The organism is Nonomuraea sp. NPDC049750 (genome assembly GCF_040659625.1).
Classification (GTDB): domain Bacteria; phylum Actinomycetota; class Actinomycetes; order Streptosporangiales; family Streptosporangiaceae; genus Nonomuraea.
Window position 1 is genome coordinate 38,674 of sequence record NZ_JBFANB010000012.1, and the last position, 18,928, is coordinate 57,601.

At 69.3% G+C, this 18,928-nt stretch carries 20 protein-coding genes and 1 riboswitch; of the genes, 9 read left to right on the top strand and 11 right to left on the bottom strand.

The features are described from left to right. The first annotated feature begins 143 nt into the window (after positions 1–143). From AB0J16_RS28610 to AB0J16_RS28625, 4 genes are all read left to right on the top strand, one after another. Positions 144–425 (top strand): StsA-related sactipeptide RiPP, encoded by a 282-nt coding sequence (locus tag AB0J16_RS28610; RefSeq protein WP_358544915.1) that lies wholly within the window; start codon positions 144–146, stop codon positions 423–425. Between the two features lie 87 nt (positions 426–512). Beyond that, the gene (gene stsB, locus AB0J16_RS28615) at positions 513–1,955 is read left to right on the top strand and encodes a StsB family radical SAM/SPASM domain sactipeptide maturase (RefSeq protein ID WP_358544916.1); all 1,443 of its coding nucleotides are present in this window, start codon (positions 513–515) and stop codon (positions 1,953–1,955) included. A 12-nt stretch (positions 1,956–1,967) separates the two neighbouring features. Next, positions 1,968–2,246 carry a PqqD family protein gene (locus AB0J16_RS28620; RefSeq protein ID WP_225288903.1) on the top strand — a complete coding sequence of 93 codons (279 nt, stop codon included), beginning with the start codon at positions 1,968–1,970 and terminating at the stop codon, positions 2,244–2,246. Further along, on the top strand, positions 2,243–3,742 hold the full coding sequence (locus AB0J16_RS28625; protein ID WP_358544917.1) for an FAD-binding protein: 1,500 nt from the start codon (positions 2,243–2,245) through the stop codon (positions 3,740–3,742). Before AB0J16_RS28620 ends, AB0J16_RS28625 begins: the two co-directional genes overlap by 4 nt. Here AB0J16_RS28625 and AB0J16_RS28630 read toward each other — a convergent pair. The 7 genes from AB0J16_RS28630 to AB0J16_RS28660 all read right to left on the bottom strand — a co-directional run bounded on the left by AB0J16_RS28630 (position 3,702) and on the right by AB0J16_RS28660 (position 11,241). Continuing rightward, positions 3,702–4,421: a response regulator transcription factor gene (locus AB0J16_RS28630; protein WP_358544919.1), complete on the bottom strand. Its 720-nt coding sequence runs from the start codon at positions 4,419–4,421 to the stop codon at positions 3,702–3,704. The genes AB0J16_RS28625 and AB0J16_RS28630 overlap by 41 nt on opposite strands. 214 nt (positions 4,422–4,635) lie before the next feature. After that, on the bottom strand, positions 4,636–5,652 hold the full coding sequence (locus tag AB0J16_RS28635) for a methyltransferase (protein ID WP_358544920.1): 1,017 nt from the start codon (positions 5,650–5,652) through the stop codon (positions 4,636–4,638). Beyond that, complete coding sequence (locus AB0J16_RS28640) at positions 5,649–6,863, bottom strand: cytochrome P450 (protein ID WP_358544921.1); 1,215 nt, start codon at positions 6,861–6,863, stop codon at positions 5,649–5,651. Before AB0J16_RS28640 ends, AB0J16_RS28635 begins: the two co-directional genes overlap by 4 nt. Next, complete coding sequence (locus AB0J16_RS28645; RefSeq protein ID WP_358544922.1) at positions 6,860–8,194, bottom strand: TfuA-like protein; 1,335 nt, start codon at positions 8,192–8,194, stop codon at positions 6,860–6,862. The genes AB0J16_RS28640 and AB0J16_RS28645 overlap by 4 nt, the downstream gene beginning before the upstream one ends. A 28-nt stretch (positions 8,195–8,222) precedes the next feature. Beyond that, a complete protein-coding gene (locus AB0J16_RS28650; protein ID WP_358544923.1) occupies positions 8,223–9,380 on the bottom strand; it encodes a YcaO-like family protein in 1,158 nt (385 codons plus the stop codon). Positions 9,381–9,401: 21 nt separating this feature from the next. Further along, positions 9,402–10,214 (bottom strand): ABC transporter permease, encoded by an 813-nt coding sequence (locus AB0J16_RS28655; RefSeq protein WP_357648416.1) that lies wholly within the window; start codon positions 10,212–10,214, stop codon positions 9,402–9,404. An 85-nt stretch (positions 10,215–10,299) separates the two neighbouring features. Then, a complete protein-coding gene (locus AB0J16_RS28660; RefSeq protein WP_358544924.1) occupies positions 10,300–11,241 on the bottom strand; it encodes an ABC transporter ATP-binding protein in 942 nt (313 codons plus the stop codon). Positions 11,242–11,429: 188 nt separating this feature from the next. Here AB0J16_RS28660 and AB0J16_RS28665 point away from each other — a divergent pair, with 188 nt between their 5' ends. Both AB0J16_RS28665 and AB0J16_RS28670 read left to right on the top strand, forming a co-directional pair. Beyond that, the gene (locus AB0J16_RS28665; RefSeq protein WP_358544925.1) at positions 11,430–13,277 is read left to right on the top strand and encodes a BTAD domain-containing putative transcriptional regulator; all 1,848 of its coding nucleotides are present in this window, start codon (positions 11,430–11,432) and stop codon (positions 13,275–13,277) included. A 112-nt stretch (positions 13,278–13,389) separates the two neighbouring features. Then, a complete protein-coding gene (locus AB0J16_RS28670; RefSeq protein ID WP_358544926.1) occupies positions 13,390–13,641 on the top strand; it encodes a LuxR C-terminal-related transcriptional regulator in 252 nt (83 codons plus the stop codon). A gap of 47 nt (positions 13,642–13,688) precedes the next feature. On the opposite strand, the gene AB0J16_RS28675 is transcribed toward AB0J16_RS28670, so the two are convergent. Next, positions 13,689–14,051 carry a nuclear transport factor 2 family protein gene (locus tag AB0J16_RS28675; protein WP_358544927.1) on the bottom strand — a complete coding sequence of 121 codons (363 nt, stop codon included), beginning with the start codon at positions 14,049–14,051 and terminating at the stop codon, positions 13,689–13,691. Between the two features lie 202 nt (positions 14,052–14,253). Here AB0J16_RS28675 and AB0J16_RS28680 point away from each other — a divergent pair, with 202 nt between their 5' ends. After that, positions 14,254–14,949 (top strand): GNAT family N-acetyltransferase, encoded by a 696-nt coding sequence (locus AB0J16_RS28680; RefSeq protein ID WP_358544929.1) that lies wholly within the window; start codon positions 14,254–14,256, stop codon positions 14,947–14,949. Positions 14,950–14,974: 25 nt separating this feature from the next. On the opposite strand, the gene AB0J16_RS28685 is transcribed toward AB0J16_RS28680, so the two are convergent. Beyond that, complete coding sequence (locus tag AB0J16_RS28685) at positions 14,975–15,592, bottom strand: C40 family peptidase (RefSeq protein WP_358544931.1); 618 nt, start codon at positions 15,590–15,592, stop codon at positions 14,975–14,977. 3 nt (positions 15,593–15,595) lie between these two features. Next, positions 15,596–15,732: riboswitch (cyclic di-AMP (ydaO/yuaA leader) on the bottom strand. A 58-nt stretch (positions 15,733–15,790) separates the two neighbouring features. Here AB0J16_RS28685 and AB0J16_RS28690 point away from each other — a divergent pair. Further along, complete coding sequence (locus AB0J16_RS28690) at positions 15,791–16,618, top strand: helix-turn-helix transcriptional regulator (protein ID WP_358544932.1); 828 nt, start codon at positions 15,791–15,793, stop codon at positions 16,616–16,618. Positions 16,619–16,728: 110 nt separating this feature from the next. Here the strand turns inward: AB0J16_RS28690 and AB0J16_RS28695 are convergent, their stop codons facing one another. Both AB0J16_RS28695 and AB0J16_RS28700 read right to left on the bottom strand, forming a co-directional pair. Next, positions 16,729–17,370 carry an NAD(P)H-binding protein gene (locus tag AB0J16_RS28695; protein WP_358544933.1) on the bottom strand — a complete coding sequence of 214 codons (642 nt, stop codon included), beginning with the start codon at positions 17,368–17,370 and terminating at the stop codon, positions 16,729–16,731. Positions 17,371–17,419: 49 nt separating this feature from the next. Then, a complete protein-coding gene (locus AB0J16_RS28700) occupies positions 17,420–18,382 on the bottom strand; it encodes an EamA family transporter (protein WP_358544935.1) in 963 nt (320 codons plus the stop codon). Between the two features lie 45 nt (positions 18,383–18,427). On the opposite strand from AB0J16_RS28700, the gene AB0J16_RS28705 reads away from it, so the two are divergent. Then, the gene (locus tag AB0J16_RS28705; protein ID WP_358544936.1) at positions 18,428–18,919 is read left to right on the top strand and encodes a MarR family transcriptional regulator; all 492 of its coding nucleotides are present in this window, start codon (positions 18,428–18,430) and stop codon (positions 18,917–18,919) included. Positions 18,920–18,928 lie beyond the last annotated feature (9 nt).

Consider the following 18,928-nt stretch of genomic DNA (forward strand, 5'->3'; position numbering starts at 1 on the left):
AGATCAGGACACCCACATTCGTGTGCTCTTCGCTCTGCCTGGTGAAAGGCGTTTAGCCCACATTTGTGGGGTTGTGTCGCCTCCGCATCGCCAGCCGATACTCGACCTGCAACGCGTCCCCCTTAAGACGGAGAGGTGAAGGCATGGCCTTCGATCCGAAGGAAGCCCTGCGCGAAGCCGGCGTCCTGCACGACCCGATCGCCGCGGAAGTCGAGGCGGCGTTCGCCACCTTGACCAAAGAGGAAACCGACCTGCTCATCTCGCTGAAGGACAAGCTTCCCGCCGCACTGCCCGTGGTCATGGCGGGCGGCCAGTGGGCAACGCCCGAGGTCGAGGTGCACAACGAGTCCCCCGAAGCGTCGTGCCTGTGCGGAGCCTGGTCCGGGTCCGGGTCCGGGTCCACCCCGACCAAGCCGAACCCCTAGTCCGACGGCTCACGGGTGCGGCCCCGGTCACCTGTCGCCGGACAAGGCCGGGGCCGCGCCTGCCGCTGAGAGCGTGAAGGGAACTGGATGTCTGGGAAGCTGGCCCGGAACCACGCGTTGTTCTACGTACCAGAAGACCTTACCTACTTCATGCACGCCGGTAATCATCTGGTCGTCAATCCGCATTCCGGCGGTCGGTGTGTCCTCGATTCGCGTGAGTTCGGCGTCCTGCGAGCCTTGACCCGGCCCAACGCGCGGCTCGAAGAGACCGACGAGACCGATCGGGTCCTCGCCAAACTCATTCTGAGCTGGATCGTCTACTACAACGGCAACCATCCGCGGATCAAGCTGAAGGAGCCGCCGCTCCGCATGGCGTACTACGCCATCACCGACGGCTGCAACCTTCGCTGCCCCTACTGCTACGCGTCCTCGGAGAAGTGCCTGCCGGGTGAGCTCAACACCGAGGAGTCGCTCAGCCTGGTCTCCCAGATCGCCGACTTCGGCGCCTCCACCGTGGTCTTCACCGGCGGCGAGCCCATGCTCAGGAAAGACCTGTTCCAGATCGTGGAGCATGCCAACCGGAGCGGCCTGACGTCGAACATCATCACCAACGCCACCATGATCAGGACTCCCGCGATGGCGGAGCGGTTCGCCGAGCTGTTCGGCAGCGTCACGGTGAGCGTCGACGGCGGCACGGCCGAGACGCACGACCGCACGCGGGGCGCCGGCTCCTTCGCCAAGACCCACAAGGCCCTGAAGCTGCTCAACGACGCGGGCGTCGTGCCGTTGATCAACCATATCGTCACCTCGGAGAACGTCGAGGAGCTCGAAGGCTTCGCCTCGTTCATGGAGGGGATCGAGGTGAACAGCATCCGGCTGATGTACCACAACAACCTGGGCCGGGGAGAGAGCGACGAGTACGACTTCGGCTGGGACGACCATCTGCGGATCCAGCAGCTCACCTGGACCTCACCCGTCGCCGGCAAGCTGCTCCCGGACGGGCCGAAGACGCTGAAGCTGTGCTCGGTGAAGGCCAACTGCGGGATGGGCGGCAACGAGATCTACATCAACTCGCTGGGCGACGTCTACCCGTGCAAGCTCGTCACGGGACGCTCACACTTCGCGGGCAACGTGAGACGGCAATCCCTGGCGGAGATCTTCGGCAGCCCGGTCCTGTACGACATGCGGACGAGCTCCGTGTTCGGCGGCGACTACCACGCCGACTGCGCGAAGTGCTACATCAAGTCCTCCTGCGGCGGAGGCTGCCGCGCCTCTCACATGGCGGAGTCGGGAGACCTGCGGCGCAACAGCCGTCATCAGTGCAGGATCCTGCGGCACGGCATCGTCACGCAGCTCTGGCTGGAATCCGGCGTCGACCCCGCGGAACTCGCCGAGGATCCGGAAATGCAGACGCCCCGCCTGCTCGTCAACGACGACGTCCATCCGGTCTTCGACGACTGGAAGACCTACGTTCGCCCCTCAGCCGAGGCCGTCAAGGTCCGCGAGCTGCTTCCCATAACGCCGGTATAGAGGAGGTGGAGTGTGTCACTCCAGATCAGTGACTCGGTGATTTGGCAGGAGACCGCGGGGGGCATCTCGCTCTATCACGCCGAAACCGGGGACTTCCACACCCTGAACGAGACCGGTTCCCGGATATGGGAGCTCGTCGCGAGCGACGGGGAGCGGGAGCCGATCGTCGCGAAGCTGTCCCATGAGTTCGCCGGCGACAACCTCGCGATGAGCGTCCGCGTGCTGAAGGACGTACAGGAATTCCTCGGCAGCATGATCGAACGGGGTCTGATCGAAGAGCACCCTGCATGACCAGAGCGGTCGTCCTCGGCGGCGGCTTCGCGGGATCGCTGGCCGGCGTCGTGCTCGCCAGGCACGCGGACGACGTGATCGTGGTCGAGAACGATCACTATCCGTCCGTTCCCCGTGCCCGGCGGGGACTACCCCAGTCACAGCACAGCCACGTCCTCGTGGCCGGTGGCGCACGGGCGCTGCAGGAGCTGCTTCCGGGGACTCTCGAAGAGCTCTTCGCGCGCGGCGCGCATCACCGCCGCCTGCCCGGCGACGCGCTGATCCTCGCCGCGGTGGGGTGGTTCCGGCGGCTGGACACCGGGGCGTACCTCATCTCCTGCAGCCGGGGCCTCCTGGACCAGGTGGTACGGAAGCGGGCGCTGGGCGCAGTCTCGACCTGGACGGGCACGCGGGCGCTCGGCCTGGTGGGCGACGCGCGCCGGGTCACCGGAGTCTCGGTCAGCCGTGAGGGCGCCGCGCCGGAGACGATCGAGGCGGATCTCGTCGTCGACGCGACCGGGCGCAGATCGAAGGCGCCACGGTGGCTGGCCGAGCTCGGCGGGGCGGAGATCGAGGAGACGACCGTCTCAACCGGGCTGGCCTACTCCACCAGGGTCTATCAGGCGCCCGCCGAACTCACCGGCGAGATGCCGGCCATCATGCTGCACCCGCGTCCGGTGGCGGGGCGGCCGGGCCAGGGGGCGACGCTGTTCCCGATCGAGGACGGCCGGTGGATCGTCACCCTGACCGGCACCCGGGGCGGCGAGCCGCCCGCGGACGAGCGGGGCTTCGCGGACTTCGCGCGCTCGCTGCGCGATCCGATCGTGGCGGACCTCATGGCGGCGGCCACACCGCTCAGCGGCATCCGGCCGTATCGTGACACCTCGAACAGGCGAAGGTACTTCGAACGAGCGCGCCTGCCCGCCGGCTTCGTTGCGATCGGCGACGCGGTCGTCGCGGTGAATCCCGTTCACTCGCACGGGATGTCGGTCGCCGCGCTGAGCACGCTCCGGCTGGACAGGGAGCTGACGCGGCGCGGGCTCGATCCGGCCGCCTCCGCCGAACTGCAGGCGGCCATGACGGCGGAGGCGGAATCGTCGTGGCGGATGGCGCTCGCGCAGGACGCGGGACCCGCCGGGCGAATGGCGGTCGGGGAGGACGCGGGGCCGCGTGGGCGGATGACGGTCGCGGAGGAGGCGGAACCGGCCGGGCGGATGGCGGTCGCGGGGGACTCGGGGCCGGCCAGGCGGGAAGCGACCGCGTTCGAGCGCGAGATTCTCGCCCGCAGGACGCGGGCCCTGCTGAGCAGCCCGGAGCTGGCCGCCGATTTCTTCCGCACTCAGACCTTGATGCCCGTACGGGCCGAGAAAGACGGATCGGCAGTGGCACGGGCGCTGACGGGAGAACCGGATCCCCTTCTCACCACGCGGGAAGCCGTCATGCAGTACCCCGCGCTGCACGCGTGGTGGGACGCGCTCAACCGCGTGCGCGGCGGCCGTGAGCCGAGCCTGCGGTGATGAAGCCGGATTCGTAGGCGATGCCGACCGCGTGCGCCCGGTTCGCCGCCGACAGCTTGGTGAGGATGCGCGCCAGGTGCGAACGGACTGTTCCGGTGCCGATGCCGAGCTTGTCGGCGATACCGGCGTTCGACAGGCCGGCCGCGACGAGCGCCAGCACCTCGGCCTCGCGGCGGGTGAGCTCCGCGAGCCGATGATCGACCCCGGTGGTCACCGCGGCGATGCGATCACGGAGGCGCGTGATCATCGAGCTGGAGATGAACGTGTGCCCGGCGGCGACCAGCCGGATCGCGGGCACGATCTCCTCGACCAGCGACGCCCGGTGCACGAAACCGCCCGCGCCCCCGCGTAGCGCGCGTCCGAGCAACTCCTCGTCCAGCGCTTCGGAGACCACCACCACCCGCATCCCGTTCCTCGCCTGCGCCGCGACGATCCGGGCGAACTCCACGCCGTCCGCCTGCCGCAGCGCCGCGTTCACCACCGCCACCCTCGGCCGATGCCTGACGACCAGATCGCCCAGCCGGTCGGCGGCACCGGCCTCGCCCACCACATAGATGCCGTTGCCCATGTGGAGCACGCTCCTGAGCCTGGCGCGCACCACCCGGTCCGGCTCGCCCACGACGACCCGCAGAATGGGCATGGCCTCGCCGGCAGGGCTCGCGTCAATCGGTTGCGCCACCTGACCACCCGAGTTTGAGCCCGTTTGCTCGACCGGCACACTATGCGCGTCCGCTTCCCGGACAGCCAGAGCAGCGGGGTTACTCACGTCGGCCGACCGCATGTGAGAAGTACTCATGACTGTCTGTAGTCCGCGTTGTCGGGACGGCAACCGGACAATCGGGCCATGTGCCGGGACATCGGGACGTCGAGGCGGACAACCGGAGGATCGGCCCTCAGGACGGATCCGCGACGAGGATCCGGATCGCCGAACCCCGCAGCGGCGCTGTGACGTCGGCCAGGTCGAACCCGCCGGCCGCGAGCAGGGCGTGGAACTCGGCCCGGTCGCGTTCCCAGCCGCCGGTGTAGACGAGCATGGCGATGTCGCTCATGACGACGCCGGCCGCCTCCGGGGTGCCGAGTCTGGCCGGCAGCACCGGTTCCAGCACCAGCAGGCGCCCGCCCGTCGCGATCGAAGCGCGGCAGTTACGCAGCAGCGCGGTGCAGCGCTGGTCGTCCCAGTCGTGCAGGACGCCTTTCAGCAGCATGAGATCGCCTTCGGGCACGGACTCGAAGAAATCGCCCACTTGCCTGGTGCACCGATCCGACAGTCCCGCTCGCCTGAACGTTTCAGTGGCGGACGCCCCGCCGTCGGCGGTGTCGTACAGGATGCCCTGAGCGCCGGGCGTGGCCGCCAGCACCGCGGCGAGCAGCGCGCCGTTTCCGCCCCCGATGTCGACCACGGTGCGGACACCGGTGAAGTCGTACGCCTGGGCGACCTCTGACGCGACGCGCTCGGTGCCCTCGCGCATGGCCGTGTTGAAGATCTCCGACAGGCCCGGATGGCCGGCGAGGTAGTCGAAGAGCGGCTGGTCGTGCACGTGGTCGAAGGCGGCCGCACCCGTTCGTACGCTGTGGGTCAACGCCCCCCATGCCTGCCAGGTCGCGGGGTCGCCGAGCAGCAGCACGCTGGAGCGCATCGACCATGGGTGGTCGGCGCGCAGCGGCTGACCCAGCTCGGCCAGCGCGAGGTGTCCCGGCGCCACCTCGTCGACCACGCCCAGGACCACCAGGGCTCGCGACAGCCGCTCCAGCGCTCGTGGGTCGGCCCCGATGGCGTGCGCCAGTTTCTCGACCGGCAGCGCGCCGGTGGCAAGGGCCTCCGGAATGCCCAGGCGGACGGCCGCGTACAGGATCTGCGAGCCGGCGTAGCCGAACGCCATACGGGACAGCTCCGCGTACCCCTTGATCATGGGCTCTTCTCCAACAGCAGCGGCAGGTGGCGTACACCATGCAGGAACAGGTCCGGCGTCCACTCCAGCTCGGCCGGATCGACGGCCAGGGCCAGGCTGGGGAAGCGGCGCACCAGCGCGCCGATGGCGGCTCGGGCCTGCAGCCGGGCCAGCGCGGCACCGAGGCAGAAGTGGATTCCGTGGCCGAAGCCCAGGTGCCGATTCGGGGCGCGGCCGATGTCGAAGACGTCCGGCCGGTCGAACACCGCCGGGTCGCGGTTGGCGGCCAGCAGCACCGGCACGACGATGTCACCCTGGGGGATCACCGATGACCCGATGTCCACGTCGGCCAGCGCGAACAGCGGCCGGGAGTGCCCGATCGGGCCGTTGAACCGCAGGACCTCCTCCACCGCGGAGTCGATCAGCTGCGGCTGGGCGCGGAGGCGTTCGAGCTGGTCAGGATGGCGTAGAAGTTCCAGGACTCCGTTGCCGATGAGATTGACCGTCGTCTCGTCCCCGGCCAGCAGTAACTGGAACACGCTGGACACCAGCTCGGCGTGCGTGATCTCCGTTGACCGGACGAGCTGGGACAGCAGGTCCGCGCCCGGATGGGCCCGGCGCTCGTCGAGCTGCTCGTTGACGTAGGCGACGAACGCGACTCCGGTGCGGCGCACCAGCGCCGCGTCCCGGCTGCGCAGCATGTCGTCGCTCCACCCGCGCAGCCGGCCCCGGTCGCCGATCGGGAAGCCGACCAGGTCCGCGACGATCAGGATCGGCAGCGGCAGGGCCAGGAGCTCGATCAGGTCGGCTCCGTCGCCGGCGGCCGCCAGGTCGTCGACCAGCTCGCCGACGACCTGATCGATGCGCCGCTCCAGCGCCGCCACCGTCCGGGGACCGAACGCGGGCGCCATCAGCCGCCGCAGCCGGGTGTGGTCGGGCGGGTCGAGGTTGAACATGTTCCGCCGCACCATCGCCAGCGGGTCGTTCTCCCACCGGCGGTGAGAGGCGGCCAGCTCGCCGGGCAGCCGGTCGAGCTCGCGTCCTATGTCCGGGTGGTGCAGCGCGCGCTGCACGTCGGCGTAGCGGGTCAGATACCAGGACACGCGACCGTTGGCCGGGGCGTGGCGGTAGACCGGCGCCCGCTCGCGCATGCGGTGGAAGAGCGGGTGCGGGTCCCGGCGGTGCCGCGAGGCGCTCGGGTCGAACGCCTGCTCAAGCCCGGTCGCGCTCATCGCCCCTTGGCCTTGTGCACGTCCAGGGCGAAGAACCTGGCGGCGGTCTGTCCCAGATCCGCCATGCTGAGGAACCCGCGCCGCGCCAGCTCGACCTCCGCGGTCGTTCCCGGGCCGTTCCAGTGACGGGAGAAGATCCGTCCGCAGATCGCCGGCGCCGGGATGACCACGCGGCCGAGGCTCTGTTCCGCGATCTCGTCGGCACGGGCCACGATGTCGGACCACTCGGGCCAGCGGCTCGATTCCCGGATCCGCTCCAGGATGATCGGCCGCCAATCCTCCGACTGCCAGACCGGCCACACCCGCACCATGACCAACCGGAGTTGCTCGGCGACGGGCAGGGCGGCCCGCTCCGTCTCGGCCAGCCAGGGCGCGAGGACGTGCGGCAGGTCGGCGCGGTCATCGACGCCGAGTCTGGCGCGCGTGTACGCCTCCAGCCCCAGGCCCCGCGCGGCGGCGAAGTCCGCCAAGAGGCCGGTCAGGGTCTCCTCGTGCAGCTTCGGGTAGTCCTGGCCGAACAGCCGCGCCGCGTCCAGGACATCGAGATCGGACATCCACCTGCCCGGCGCGTACTCGCGCATCGACCGCCAGGCCAGCGCCTCATAGTGGGTGATCCCCGTCAGAGCCGCCTCGGCCGCCCACGTACTGGGTTCGGCCGTCCACGCGCTGGGCGCTTCGGCCTGGTGTCCGCCGACGGCTTCCAGGGCCGCCATCGCGTCCAGTCGCTTCAGGTCCCACTCACCCGTGCCGATCTTCCGCTCCAGCGTGCTCAGCGCGTCACCGGCGTCCGGGCCCAGGGCCTCTCCCAGCTCGCGCCAGGTCCGCTGTACGAAGGGCCTCGACCTCGCCGCTTCGACGATTCGCTCGGCGGTCGCCGCCGGAACCAGGCCGCTCTTGGCACCCTCCTGGCAGCCGTAGCGGATGTTGACCATCGCCACCGTGTCAGCGGGATATCCCCGCTCCGCGGGCCCGTGCAGGACCGCCACCTCGTCATCCCCGTCGACCTCGCCGCTCGCGTACATGCGGAAGACCGACCCGACGCCCCGCATGCCGTACGGGCTCAGCTCCGCCGCCCGCAGCGCCCCCATGCTGGCCGCCCCGATGACGTTCACGCCTTCGTTGAGCAGCCAGAGGATCTCCTTGTGGCCCACGGACAGCCGTTCCCGGTAATACCCGTCGATGATGACGGCGGTGTCCTCCCGGCTCCACTCCTGCCTGAGGAGATCGCCCCGGGCCACCGGCGGCCGCGCCTGTGCCTCGGGAAGCACGGCGCGGACCTCGTCGTGCGAGATCGTCGGCCCGGCGTAGACGACCGTCTTCTGGCGGCTCACAAGAACACCTCTGTCTTCTGGCGGCTCACTAGAACACCTCCGGGGTGACGCGGCTGCCCGGCGCCACCACTCTGACCACCGGGACGCCGATCTCGTCCCTCGTCAGATCGATGACGAGCGGGGCGGCGGAGAACGCGGCCGCGGCCCGCCCGACCACGTCCGCCAGGTCATCGACCAGGCTCTGGTGGGCCGTCAGCTTCGGGATCGCCTCGCCGGTGTCCGCCGCGGGCGCGGCCCGGTGCCGCGCGCCGTCGTGGACGCCCGGATGGAGGTCGTCTCTCGCACCCGAGATGTAGCCGAGCCTGGCCTGCGCGGCCTCGGTGACGGCCCGGGTGAGCGCTATCTCCGAGCCGAGGTGGCAGCCGAATCCCATGAACGCGGGTGGATAGTCGTCGCAGGAGATCCGGGCGAGGAAGCACGGTAACCCGGTGGGCGACGGCAGGGACCTGACCTCGAGACCGACCCGGGCCCGCGTGAGCATCCCGCACAGCTCGTCGACGACCGGCGACCCCAGCGTCTCCGGATCGACGAGGACGCCCTTGTCGCCGCCGGTCATCGCCGTGGTCACGGCGTCCCGCTCGATCACCTCGTACAGCGCGTGCAGAACGGCCTCGACCAGCGTGTTCCCGCTCGCCAGGCCATTGGTCGACTCGAAGAACACCGGCGGGTTCCAGCCGGTCTTGCGCAGGAGGGAGAATCCCACCGATTCCCTGGGAACCAGCCGCTCCGAGCCGTCGACCAGCGACCGGCCGGCGACCCAGTCCAGCGGCAGCCCGTCATGCAGCACGGTCGGCGGGGAGAGCGGGAGGTCACGGACGTCATAGCCCAGTTGCCCGCTGACGTCTCGCGGAGGCGCGGTCGTCACCGGCGTCATGGGCTGTTCGGCATGCCAGAGCTCGACGGCCTCCATCATCGCGGACAGTTTCGCCAGCTCGGGCGTGATCCCTTTCCCCTGAGACACGGCGAGCGTCCGGGAAGTCGGTCTGATCGCCTGAAAAGTCGGGATTCCGATGGTGTCCAGCCTGGTGATGTCCGCGACCCTGGTGATCCCGACCATCCGGGCCGCCCGGCCGGCCATCTCCAGCGTGGCCGTCGGGTCGTGCGCTCTGTCCGTGCCCGGCAGCCGGACCTTGGACCGGTCGGACCGCGACAGAAGCCACGAGAGAGAGGAGTTGTCTGTCCGCATCGTCCCCTGCCCTTGACGAGATCAGATGTTGCGGGCGCGCTTGATCAGGGCGCGGCCGCCCACGGTGTAGCTGATGGCCGCCAGTACGGCCAGCACCAGGAGGTCCTGCCACGCGTCGGCGAAACCGAAGAACGCGGCGTTGCGCATGCCGTCGATCGCGTACGTCAGCGGGTTGATCATCGCCACCCACTGCAGCACGGTGGGCATGCTGTCGATCGGGTAGAGCGACGGGGCGCTGAACACGAGAACGGGGATCGACACGTTCGACAGCAGCATGAAGACCTGGTAGTCGGTGATCAAGATGGCCGTCGCCAGATACAGCCCGTTGAAGGCCAGGGCGGCCAGCGTGAGCGTCGACAGCAGGCCGACCCAGGCTTGCAGGTCGAACGGCAACGCGAAGATGAGCACCGCCACGCCGAGGGCCAGCAGCGCCTGTCCCAGCACCAGCGACACTCCCGCGATCACCTTGCCGAGCAGGAACCGCGACCGGCGCAACGGGTAGGACCACAGCTGCGTCGCCGCGCCGCTCATCTCCTCCTGGAACACCGCCATGCCGGACGTCCCCGCCGCGCTGACGACCGACATCGCCAGCGTCATGGGCAGCAGGAAGATCGTGAACGGTACGTCGACGCCCTTGTAGTGGACGACTCTGAGGAGGTTGCCCAGCGAGGTGTTCACGAGCAGCAGGTAGATCAGCATCGGGGCCAGGCCGAGGATGAGATACACCCGGTTGCGGGCGAGCAGCGCGTACTCGCGGTAGAGCACCGCGGACAGGTCGGCCGCCTTCGGGGTCCCGGTCGGAGGAGTGTTGTCGAATGCCAGCTTGGCGGCCACGTTTTCCCCTTTTGTCGGGATCAGTCCTCGGTGTCAGTCCTCAACGTCCGTCCTCAACGTCCGTCCTCAACGTCCGTCCTCAACGTCAGTCCTCAACGTCCGTCATCCGGAGGAAGACCTGCTCCAGCGAGTCCGTGACGGTCGAGACGCCGGAGATCGCGACTCCGTGGTCCAGGCAGTGCCGCGACAGTTCCGGCAGCACCTCCCGCGCTCGCGCACCGTGGATGCGTACGTCCGACTCCTCGGTCGTGGCCTTGAGCCCGGCCAGCTCCGCCCAGGCCGCCACCACCAGGCCTGCCGCGGGATCATCGAGGGTCACCAGCAGGTGGGTGGTGCCGAACTCCTCGACGAGTTCGCGCGGTTTGGCGAAGCGCAGCACCCGTCCGTGGTTGATGACCATCACCCGCTGGCTGTTGCGTTCCAGCTCGTCGATGTGGTGACTGGTCCACAGCACCGTCACGCCGTGCTCCTCGCGCAGCCAGGTCACGAAACGCTCGATGTGCCGCCGCCCCACCACGTCCAGTCCCGCGGACGGCTCGTCGAGGATCAGCAGCCGCGGAATGGTGAGCAACGCCCGTACCAGCTGTAACCGCTGCCGCTGGCCGCCCGACAACTGGAAGCAGAAGCGCGGCAGGGCCTCCGTCAAGCTGAGGAACTCCGCCAGTTCCAGCGCCCAGGGCCGCACGGCACGCCACTTCAGGCCGCGGAATCGGGCGGCGATCCGCAGATTGTCCAGCGCCGGCAGCATCATGTCGAACGGGCCTGATTGGTGCATCGCCCCGATGCCGCTCTTGGCGGCGACCGGCTGGCGCACCGGATCGGCGTCGAAGACGCGGACCTGGCCGGAGGTAGGGGTGGTGACCCCGCAGATCATTTTGATCAGGGTCGTCTTCCCGGCGCCGTTGGGCCCTAGGAGCCCGATCGTCTCTCCCCGCGCGATCTCGAACGAGACATCGTCCACTGCCGGTCTCTCGCTGCGCCGATAGCGTTTGGTCAGCCCCGCGGCCGTCACCACATCGCTCGACACGGCACCACCCTTCACTTCCCGCTTCACCAAATGTGCAGGTTGTCGGCTGCTGGAGATGTGTTGCAGGTCGAGTATGGACCGGCGATCAGCGGGTGACACAACCCCACAAACGTGGGCTATCCGGGACGTTATGCCGAACGACAGAGGGCACGTTGTGTGATCACGCCGCGTGTGATCATCATCGGCACATGGACCCGGTTCACTCGCGCGTTCCGTACACCCTGCGCATGCCGGCCGGCAGTCCCGGCGTGACCTGGCAGGTCCCGGAGGAGACCAACCCGGCGACCGCCCTGCCGTGCGTGGTCCTCGTGGACCGTGCGGGGATCAACGAGTTCGCCGTGCTCCAGCGCGGGCTGCGCACACTCGGCGTGCCGAGCGTGCGGATCGACGCCGGGTCGATCGGCGACCTGCGGATCCTCACCCGGCTCGACGACGGCTCGCTGACGGTGAACGGGCGCCGCATCATCCCCACCGTCACCTGGGTACGGCACTTCTCGCCGCGGGCCGTGCGGGGGGAGAACGGCTCGGCGCCGTCCCTGTTCCGGGCCGACTCGTGGGCCGCCCTCATCGACCAGCTGTCGTCGCTGTCAGCCGCCCGGCTGCCCGGTGGCAGTGATCTGGGGCGGCTGGTTCAGCTGGACGACGCGGCGGAGGCAGGGGTCCGTACCCCGCGAACGATCGCCACGACCGACCTGGGGGCGGCGAGCGCGGCGCTGGCCAGCGACCGGGTCATCGTCAAGGCCCTCGACCAGCATTTCGTCGAGACCGAACCAGGCACCCTGCACGGGGTCTTCCCGGAGATCGTGACCGGCGTCGCGGCCAGGAAGCTGCCCGCGCGGGACGCGCCCATGATCGTCCAGGAGTACGTCGACCACTGGGCGGAGCTGCGCGTCTACTTCGTGGATGGCGAGATCCGGGCCTTCCGCGTCGGCAAACCGTCGCCGGAGGCGATCTGGCGCGACGAGGCGTCGGTCACGGTCTCTCCAGCGGCGGCGCCGGAGCCCGTGGTGGAGGCGGTGCACCGGCTCGCCGGGATCTGGGGCCTGCGCTACGGCGCCTTCGACTTCCTGCTGACCAGGCAGGGACCGGTCTTCCTCGAAGTCAATCGCGACGGCGATTGGCGGTGGTTCGAGGCGAAGGCCGGTGTCGACGACGTCTCCATCGCCACGCTGTCCACAGTGCGTACGCTCCACCGTCAGGTGGCCAGGGCGGGTTCGGCGACGATCGATCTGGCCGGATTCCTGGCGCTGGGCACCGACCGGATCAAGCGGGCCAAAGTCGTGACCGCGCGCTTGGACGCCCGCGTGCTCGGCGCGCTCGAGGTGCGGGTGGACGGCGCGATCGTGCACGTCAGCGCCAGGAAGGCGCGGCTGCTGGCCGCCATCCTGCTCTCCCGCCCGAACCAGGTGGTTCCGACGGACCAGCTGATCGACTCATTGTGGGGAGAACGACCACCCCCCACGGCACGCAAGAACCTGCAGGTCTACGTCTCCGTGTTGCGCAGGAGCTTCGGGGATCGGATCTCCTACCAAGGCTGGGGATACCGGCTGGACGCCGGGCCGGACGAACTCGACCTCCTCAGGTTCCGGCGGCTGGCCGGCGCCGGCCGCGACATGCGGCGCAGGGGCGACGCCGATGCCGCGTTGACCGTGCTCGATGACGCCCTGCGCCTGTGGGGCGGTCAGCCGCTCGCGGAGTTCTCGGGTGTCGCCTTGGTCGATGAGGCGGTCGGCAGATTCACCGACTTGTACCTCACGGTCAATGAGGACTGGGCGGAACTCGAGATCGAGCGGGGCGATCACGTCGAGGTGCTGAACAGGCTCGACGACCTGGTGCCCTTCTTTCCCGCGCGCGATCGGCTCGTGGCGGCCAGGATGACCGCGCTCGCCGGTTGCGGCCGTGCGCCGGAGGCGCTTTCGCAGTTCGAGACCGTACGCCGGCATCTCGTGGCCGAACTCGGCATCGACCCCAGCCCCGTACTCAGGAACCTCTACGAGGAGATTTTCCAAGGGCAGCTGGCCAGGGCCGATCCTTAACCGCTCGCATGGTCCGGCCATACCGCTGATTAAGCAGACGCTTCTAGCTTGCACACAGAGGTGCTTTCACCAGAGGCGCCTCTGGCCAAGGCGATCCGAATCGGGACTTGCTATGGATCTTGTTTTCGACGATCTGATCAACGATCGCGACACGCGGCTGATCGTCCTGCTGGCCAGGGGATACACGACGACAAGAATCGCCCGCGAGCTGCAACTCAGCAGATATACGGTGGCGGAGCGGATCAGCAAGCTCCTCGACCGATTCGCCTGCAGCAACCGGAGCCAGCTCGTGGCGTACTCCTATGCCCACAAGCTCCTGGACGTCGGCATCTGGCCACCGGGCGCCGCCGAGCCGCTTCCTTGAGGAACCCGGCTGCCCGTGTGATGGCTCACCGGGCCGGGGGAGTCGTGTCAGAACATGCCGTGTGGCACTTCCTGCGGTTCGGGGACCGGCTGAACCACGTCCCAGTGCTCGGCGATCAGGCCGTCTTCGATCCGCCAGAAGTCCGCGACCGCCAGCCCGCGCCCCCCTTCCCGAGGGATCAGGTGATAGTGCATCACCACGAGATCGCCTTCCGCGACGACCCGCTTGAGCTCCAGCCGGGAGCTGGCCAGCGGGGAGTCCCTGATGAAGTCGATGAAGGCGCGCCTGCCCGACGGGTTGCCCGGGCTGTGCTCGATGAAGTCCTCGCTCAGGAGCGTCTGGAGCACCTCGATGTTGCCCGCGGCGAACTCCGCGAAGCCGGCCATGATCAGTTCTTTGCTGCTCGTCATGGGAGAACGCTGACAGCGGCCGCCGGGTGGTGTCGATTACCTGGGATGTAATGGCGCAACCCGCGTAGGCTCATCGCCTTACCCCAGCTCCGATGCCCAAATGGTCAGTGATGAGCCTTGTGCCCGTAGGATGACCGGCTGGACCTGATCGCTGTCCAGCTGGGCAAGCGTCAGCCCCGTACGACATGAGAGGCACGGCACCATGGCGAACCGGGACGCCACCGCACTCGATGACCCGGTGGGCGCATCTCTGCGCGGTCACCACGCGCACCATGCCCGTCGGCTCGGCAGCGCGGCCACTTACCAGCCGGATGTCGCGACTTTCTCCGGGGTGTCCGCCGACCCGGATCCGCAGGAGTGGGCCGACCTCGCCCGGCTGCTCGGCCGAGGCGAGCTCGCCGACATGTTCAGCCGCGCATCGGTGCCACCACCGGGCTGGGAGCCGGTCTTCGTCCTCGAAGGCCGCCAGATGACCTGGTCCGGCGGCGGCCGCCGCCCTGCCGAGACCGGCACCGAGGTGGTCGAACTCGGCAGGGACAGTGTGCCCGAGATGCTCGACCTCGTCGCGCGGGCCAAGCCGGGGCCGTTCTGGCCGCGTACCCGCGAACTCGGCACCTATCTCGGCGTCCGCGACAACGGCACCCTGGTGGCGATGGCGGGTGAGCGACTCCGGCCACCGGGGTGGACCGAGATCAGCGCCGTCTGCACCGCCCCCGAGGCACGCGGGCGAGGCCATGCCGCCCGCCTGGTCAGTGCGCTCGTCGCGCGGATCGTGGCTCGTGACGAACGGCCCTTCATCCACGTAGCCGAGGCGAACACCGGCGCGATCGCCCTCTACGAGCGGCTCGGCTTCGAGACCCGCAAGCCCGTGACCTTCCGGGGGTTCCGCACGCCGTGACGGCTTCCGTCACTGAGCCGGGGCGCTACCGGACCTTGATCTGCAGGGACTCCGCCGTTGGCCGCAGGCCGGCGGTGAGCATGGTGGTCTTGCGTTGCTCGATGGAGAGCCGTACGCCCTTGGGGTCCGGCCGTACGGCGCCCGCGAAGGAGTCCCTGCGCCAGTCGGAGAGCTTCTCCTCCTTGACCACGTCTCCGGTGTGCGGCGCGTGCACCATGTATCCGGGCTTCGAGATCATCCCCACGTGCCCGAGTCCGTGGAAGAAGACCAGGTCACCTGGCTTGAGGTGGGCCCAGGAGATCTTCTTGGAGAACGCGGCGTACTGTTCCGTCGTGGTGCGCGGCAGCTCGATCCCGGCGTGTTTGTACGCCTTGAGCATGAGCCCGGAGCAGTCGTAGCCGCTGTCGCTGGTCCCGCCCCAGACGTACGGGATACCGCGCTTCTTCATGGCGAACTTGAGGGCGACCTTCCAGGCCGGAGTGGTCTGGCTCGTCTGCTGGACGGGCTTGCTCTCGGTGCCGGTAGAGGTGGTGGGGCCGACAGTGGTGGTGGGGCCGGTAGGGGTGGTGGGGTCGGCGTGAGCTGGAGCGGCCAGAGTGAGCCCGGCGACGGCGGTCGCCAGGCAGATGGCGAGGGGAGCCACTGCTGTGTCCTTCCATACGGCCTACCGGGTTAGCTGACGGGCTCGGGCCTGGAAGTGGCCCTACGGCAATGCCGATTCGCCCCAGAGGGAACTTGGGTCCCCGGCTCCACGCAGGTGAGTGGATTAGGCGGGACGAACACTAACAAAACGGTCAAAGACTTGTAAACTGTCTAAAATCGGGCGTCAACGGGACGGGGCATGACATGGCAGGTAATCGACACCACCCCGGCAGACCAGGTAGAACCGGCCACTATGCACATGGATCAGCCGATAGGGGAGCTGCTGCGGGACTGGCGGCGCCGGCGCGGCCTCACGCAGCTCGACCTGGCCCTCCAGACCGAGGTGTCCGCGCGCCACGTCAGCTTCGTCGAGACCGGGCGGACGATCCCCAGCCGGTCCATGGTGCTGCGGCTGGCCGAGCAACTCGATGTGCCGCTGCGCGCGCGCAACCGGATGCTGCTCGCGGCCGGGTACGCGCCCATCTACCCCGAGCGCCCGCTTGACGACCCCGACCTGGGCAAGGCGCACGAGGCGCTCCAGCGGATCCTGCGCGGGCACGAGCCGTATCCGGCGATGGCCCTGGACCACCGGTGGAACCTGCTGCTGGCCAACGACGCCATGAACGTCTTCCTCGACGACGTGGACCCGGCCCTCCTGGAGTCGCCGGTGAACATGATGCGGCTCGGCCTGCATCCGGACGGGTTCGCGCCGCGCGTGCGGAACCTGGCGCAGGTCCGCGGGTTCCTGCTGCCCCGGCTCGCCAGGCAGGTCGCCCGTGCGGGGGACCCGGGGCTGAGCGCGCTCTACGAGGAGCTGCTGACCTATGGAGACGATGGCGAGGCGCCGTTGCCCGACCCCGCCGACATCGCGCTGCCCGTACGGATCACGCATCGGGGGGACGAGCTCTGCTTCTTCAGTACGATCACGACGTTCGGCGCGGCGTTCGACATCACGCTCGAAGGGGTCGCCGTCGAGGCGTACTTCCCCGCCGATGACGAGACCACACGGCTGGTCGGGAACCGCTGATGCTGCTGATTTGGCCAGTTCGGTACGGTTCGCGACACCCAGTTTCGCGTACACGTGGTGCGTCTTGACCGGACTGCGGCTCATGAAGAGCCGTTTGCCGCCGGGTGGCGTCAGTACGCGGCGGTGAACCTGACCCGGTGGTGCCTGGGCCGTTCCGCCTCGTCCAGCAGCACGACCGCGAGGTCCTCCATGGAGATCGCCGAGTTCCCCTCGGCATCCATGAGCAGCTCGTCGGCGCCCAGCCGGTAGACGCCGGTACGTTCGCCCGGCGCCAGCACCGCGGCCGGACTCAGGTAGGCCCAGTCCACGCCGGTCTCCGCGCGGCAGACTTCGAGCTGGTCGTTGCAGGCCAGCGCGATGTCTCGGTAGGCGTCGGACATGAAGCGCGGGTCGTCGAGCACGGTACGCCCGCCGGACCCGGGAACGGTCAGCCCGGCCGCCCCGCCGACGAGCAGCAGCCGGACGCCGGTCCCCGCGAGCCCCGTCAGCAGCGCCTTGGCGGCCGTGACGAGATCGTGCTCGCGGCCGGTGGGCGGGCGGGTCGCGCTGATCACGAGGTCCTGACCGGTGCCGAGCCTGGTCACGTCCTCGACATGGGCGGCGTCGCCGACCTGGGGATGGGCGCCGGGGTGCAGTGACGGGAAGCGGGCCGGGTCGCGTACGACGGCGGTGACCTCGTGGCCACGGGACAGCGCCTCGGCGACCACACGAGCGCCGACGCCGCCCGCCGCTCCGAACACGGTGATGCGCATGATTTCTCCTTGAGAAGCAGCGGGAGATGAGGGGGTGGGGATCGGACGGTCAGGGTGCGGGGATCAGACGATCACGAGCGGGCGCGTCCGCCTGACCTGGCGGCTTCTGCTCTGGGCTGTTACGAGGGTCTGGGTCGTTGCGGGGGTCTGGGCCGCGACGAGGGCGGCTGGTCTGGGCCGCGATGAGGGCCGCCACGACGACGAGCCCGCCCACGATCTGGGCCACGGTGAGCGACTGGCCGAGGGCGAGCCAGCCCAGGGCGGTGGCGACCAACGGGCTGAGCAGGCCGAGGAAGGTGACGTGGGTGGGGGAGAGGGCGCGGATCCCGCGGAACCACAGGGAGTAGGCGACGGCCGAGCCGATGACGGCGAGGTAGGCGTACCCGGTCAGGTTCGCCGGGGTCAGAGTGGCGGGCGGCGGCCCCTCGACGAGGAGGGCCACCGGGAGCAGCAGCAGGCCGCCGGCCACCAACTGCCAGCCGGTGGTCGCGAGCAGGGGCGCCGGTGAGGTCCACCGCTTGCTGAGGACGACTCCGGTGGCCATGACGATCGCGCCCCCGGCCGCCGCGGCGATGCCGACGGCGTCCAACCGGGCGTCGGCCCGCAGCACGAGGAGGCTGACACCGGCCACACCCGCCACGGCGGCGATCGCCGTACGCGCGGACAGGCGCTCGCCGAGCAGACCGGAGGACAGACCGGCGACCAGGAGGGGCTGCACCGCGCCGATGGTCGCGGCCACGCCGCCGGGCAGCCGGTACGCGCCGATGAACAGCAGCGCGAAGAACAGCCCGATGTTGAGCGCGCCGAGCGCGAACGCGCGCCACCACCACACCCCTTGCGGCAGGCGCCGGGTGAGCAGGAGGAGGAGCAGCCCGGCGGGCAGGGCCCGGACGACCGCGGCCAGGAGCGGGCGGCCGGGCGGTAGCAGTTCGGTGGTGACGAGGTAGGTGGTCCCCCAGATGGCCGGGGCCAGCGCGGTCACCATGATCAGGGCAAGTCGATTTCTTAGCACTAAGACAATGTATCTCACCGCTAAGACATCCGATAGAGTGAGATTGTGACTGATCATGTTGACCGGGTGCTGGAGCAGTGGGCCGAGCAGCGGCCTGACCTGGATGTGTCGCCGATGGCGATCATCGGGCGGCTGTCACGGTTGTCGCGGCTGATCGGCACGGAGCTGACCCGTACGTTCAGCGCTCACGGACTCGACTCGGCGTCGTTCGACGTGCTCGCCACGCTGCGGCGCAATGGACGGTCGTTGACCCCGGCCGAGCTCATGAAGTCGGCCATGGTCACCTCGGGGGCGATCACCCAGCGCCTCGACCGTCTCCAGTCCCGGGGCCTGGTTTCCCGTACGCCCAGCGAGAAGGACGGCCGAGTCGTGTATGTCGCCCTCACCGAGGAGGGACGGGAGCTGATCGATCGGGCGCTGCCCGATCACGTCGAGACCGAGCGCCGGCTGCTCGCCGCGCTCTCCGAGCCCCGGCGCGCCGCCCTGGCCGGCGAGCTCAAGGAGCTCCTGGAATCACTGGGCGACACCTTGGACTGAACGGCGTAC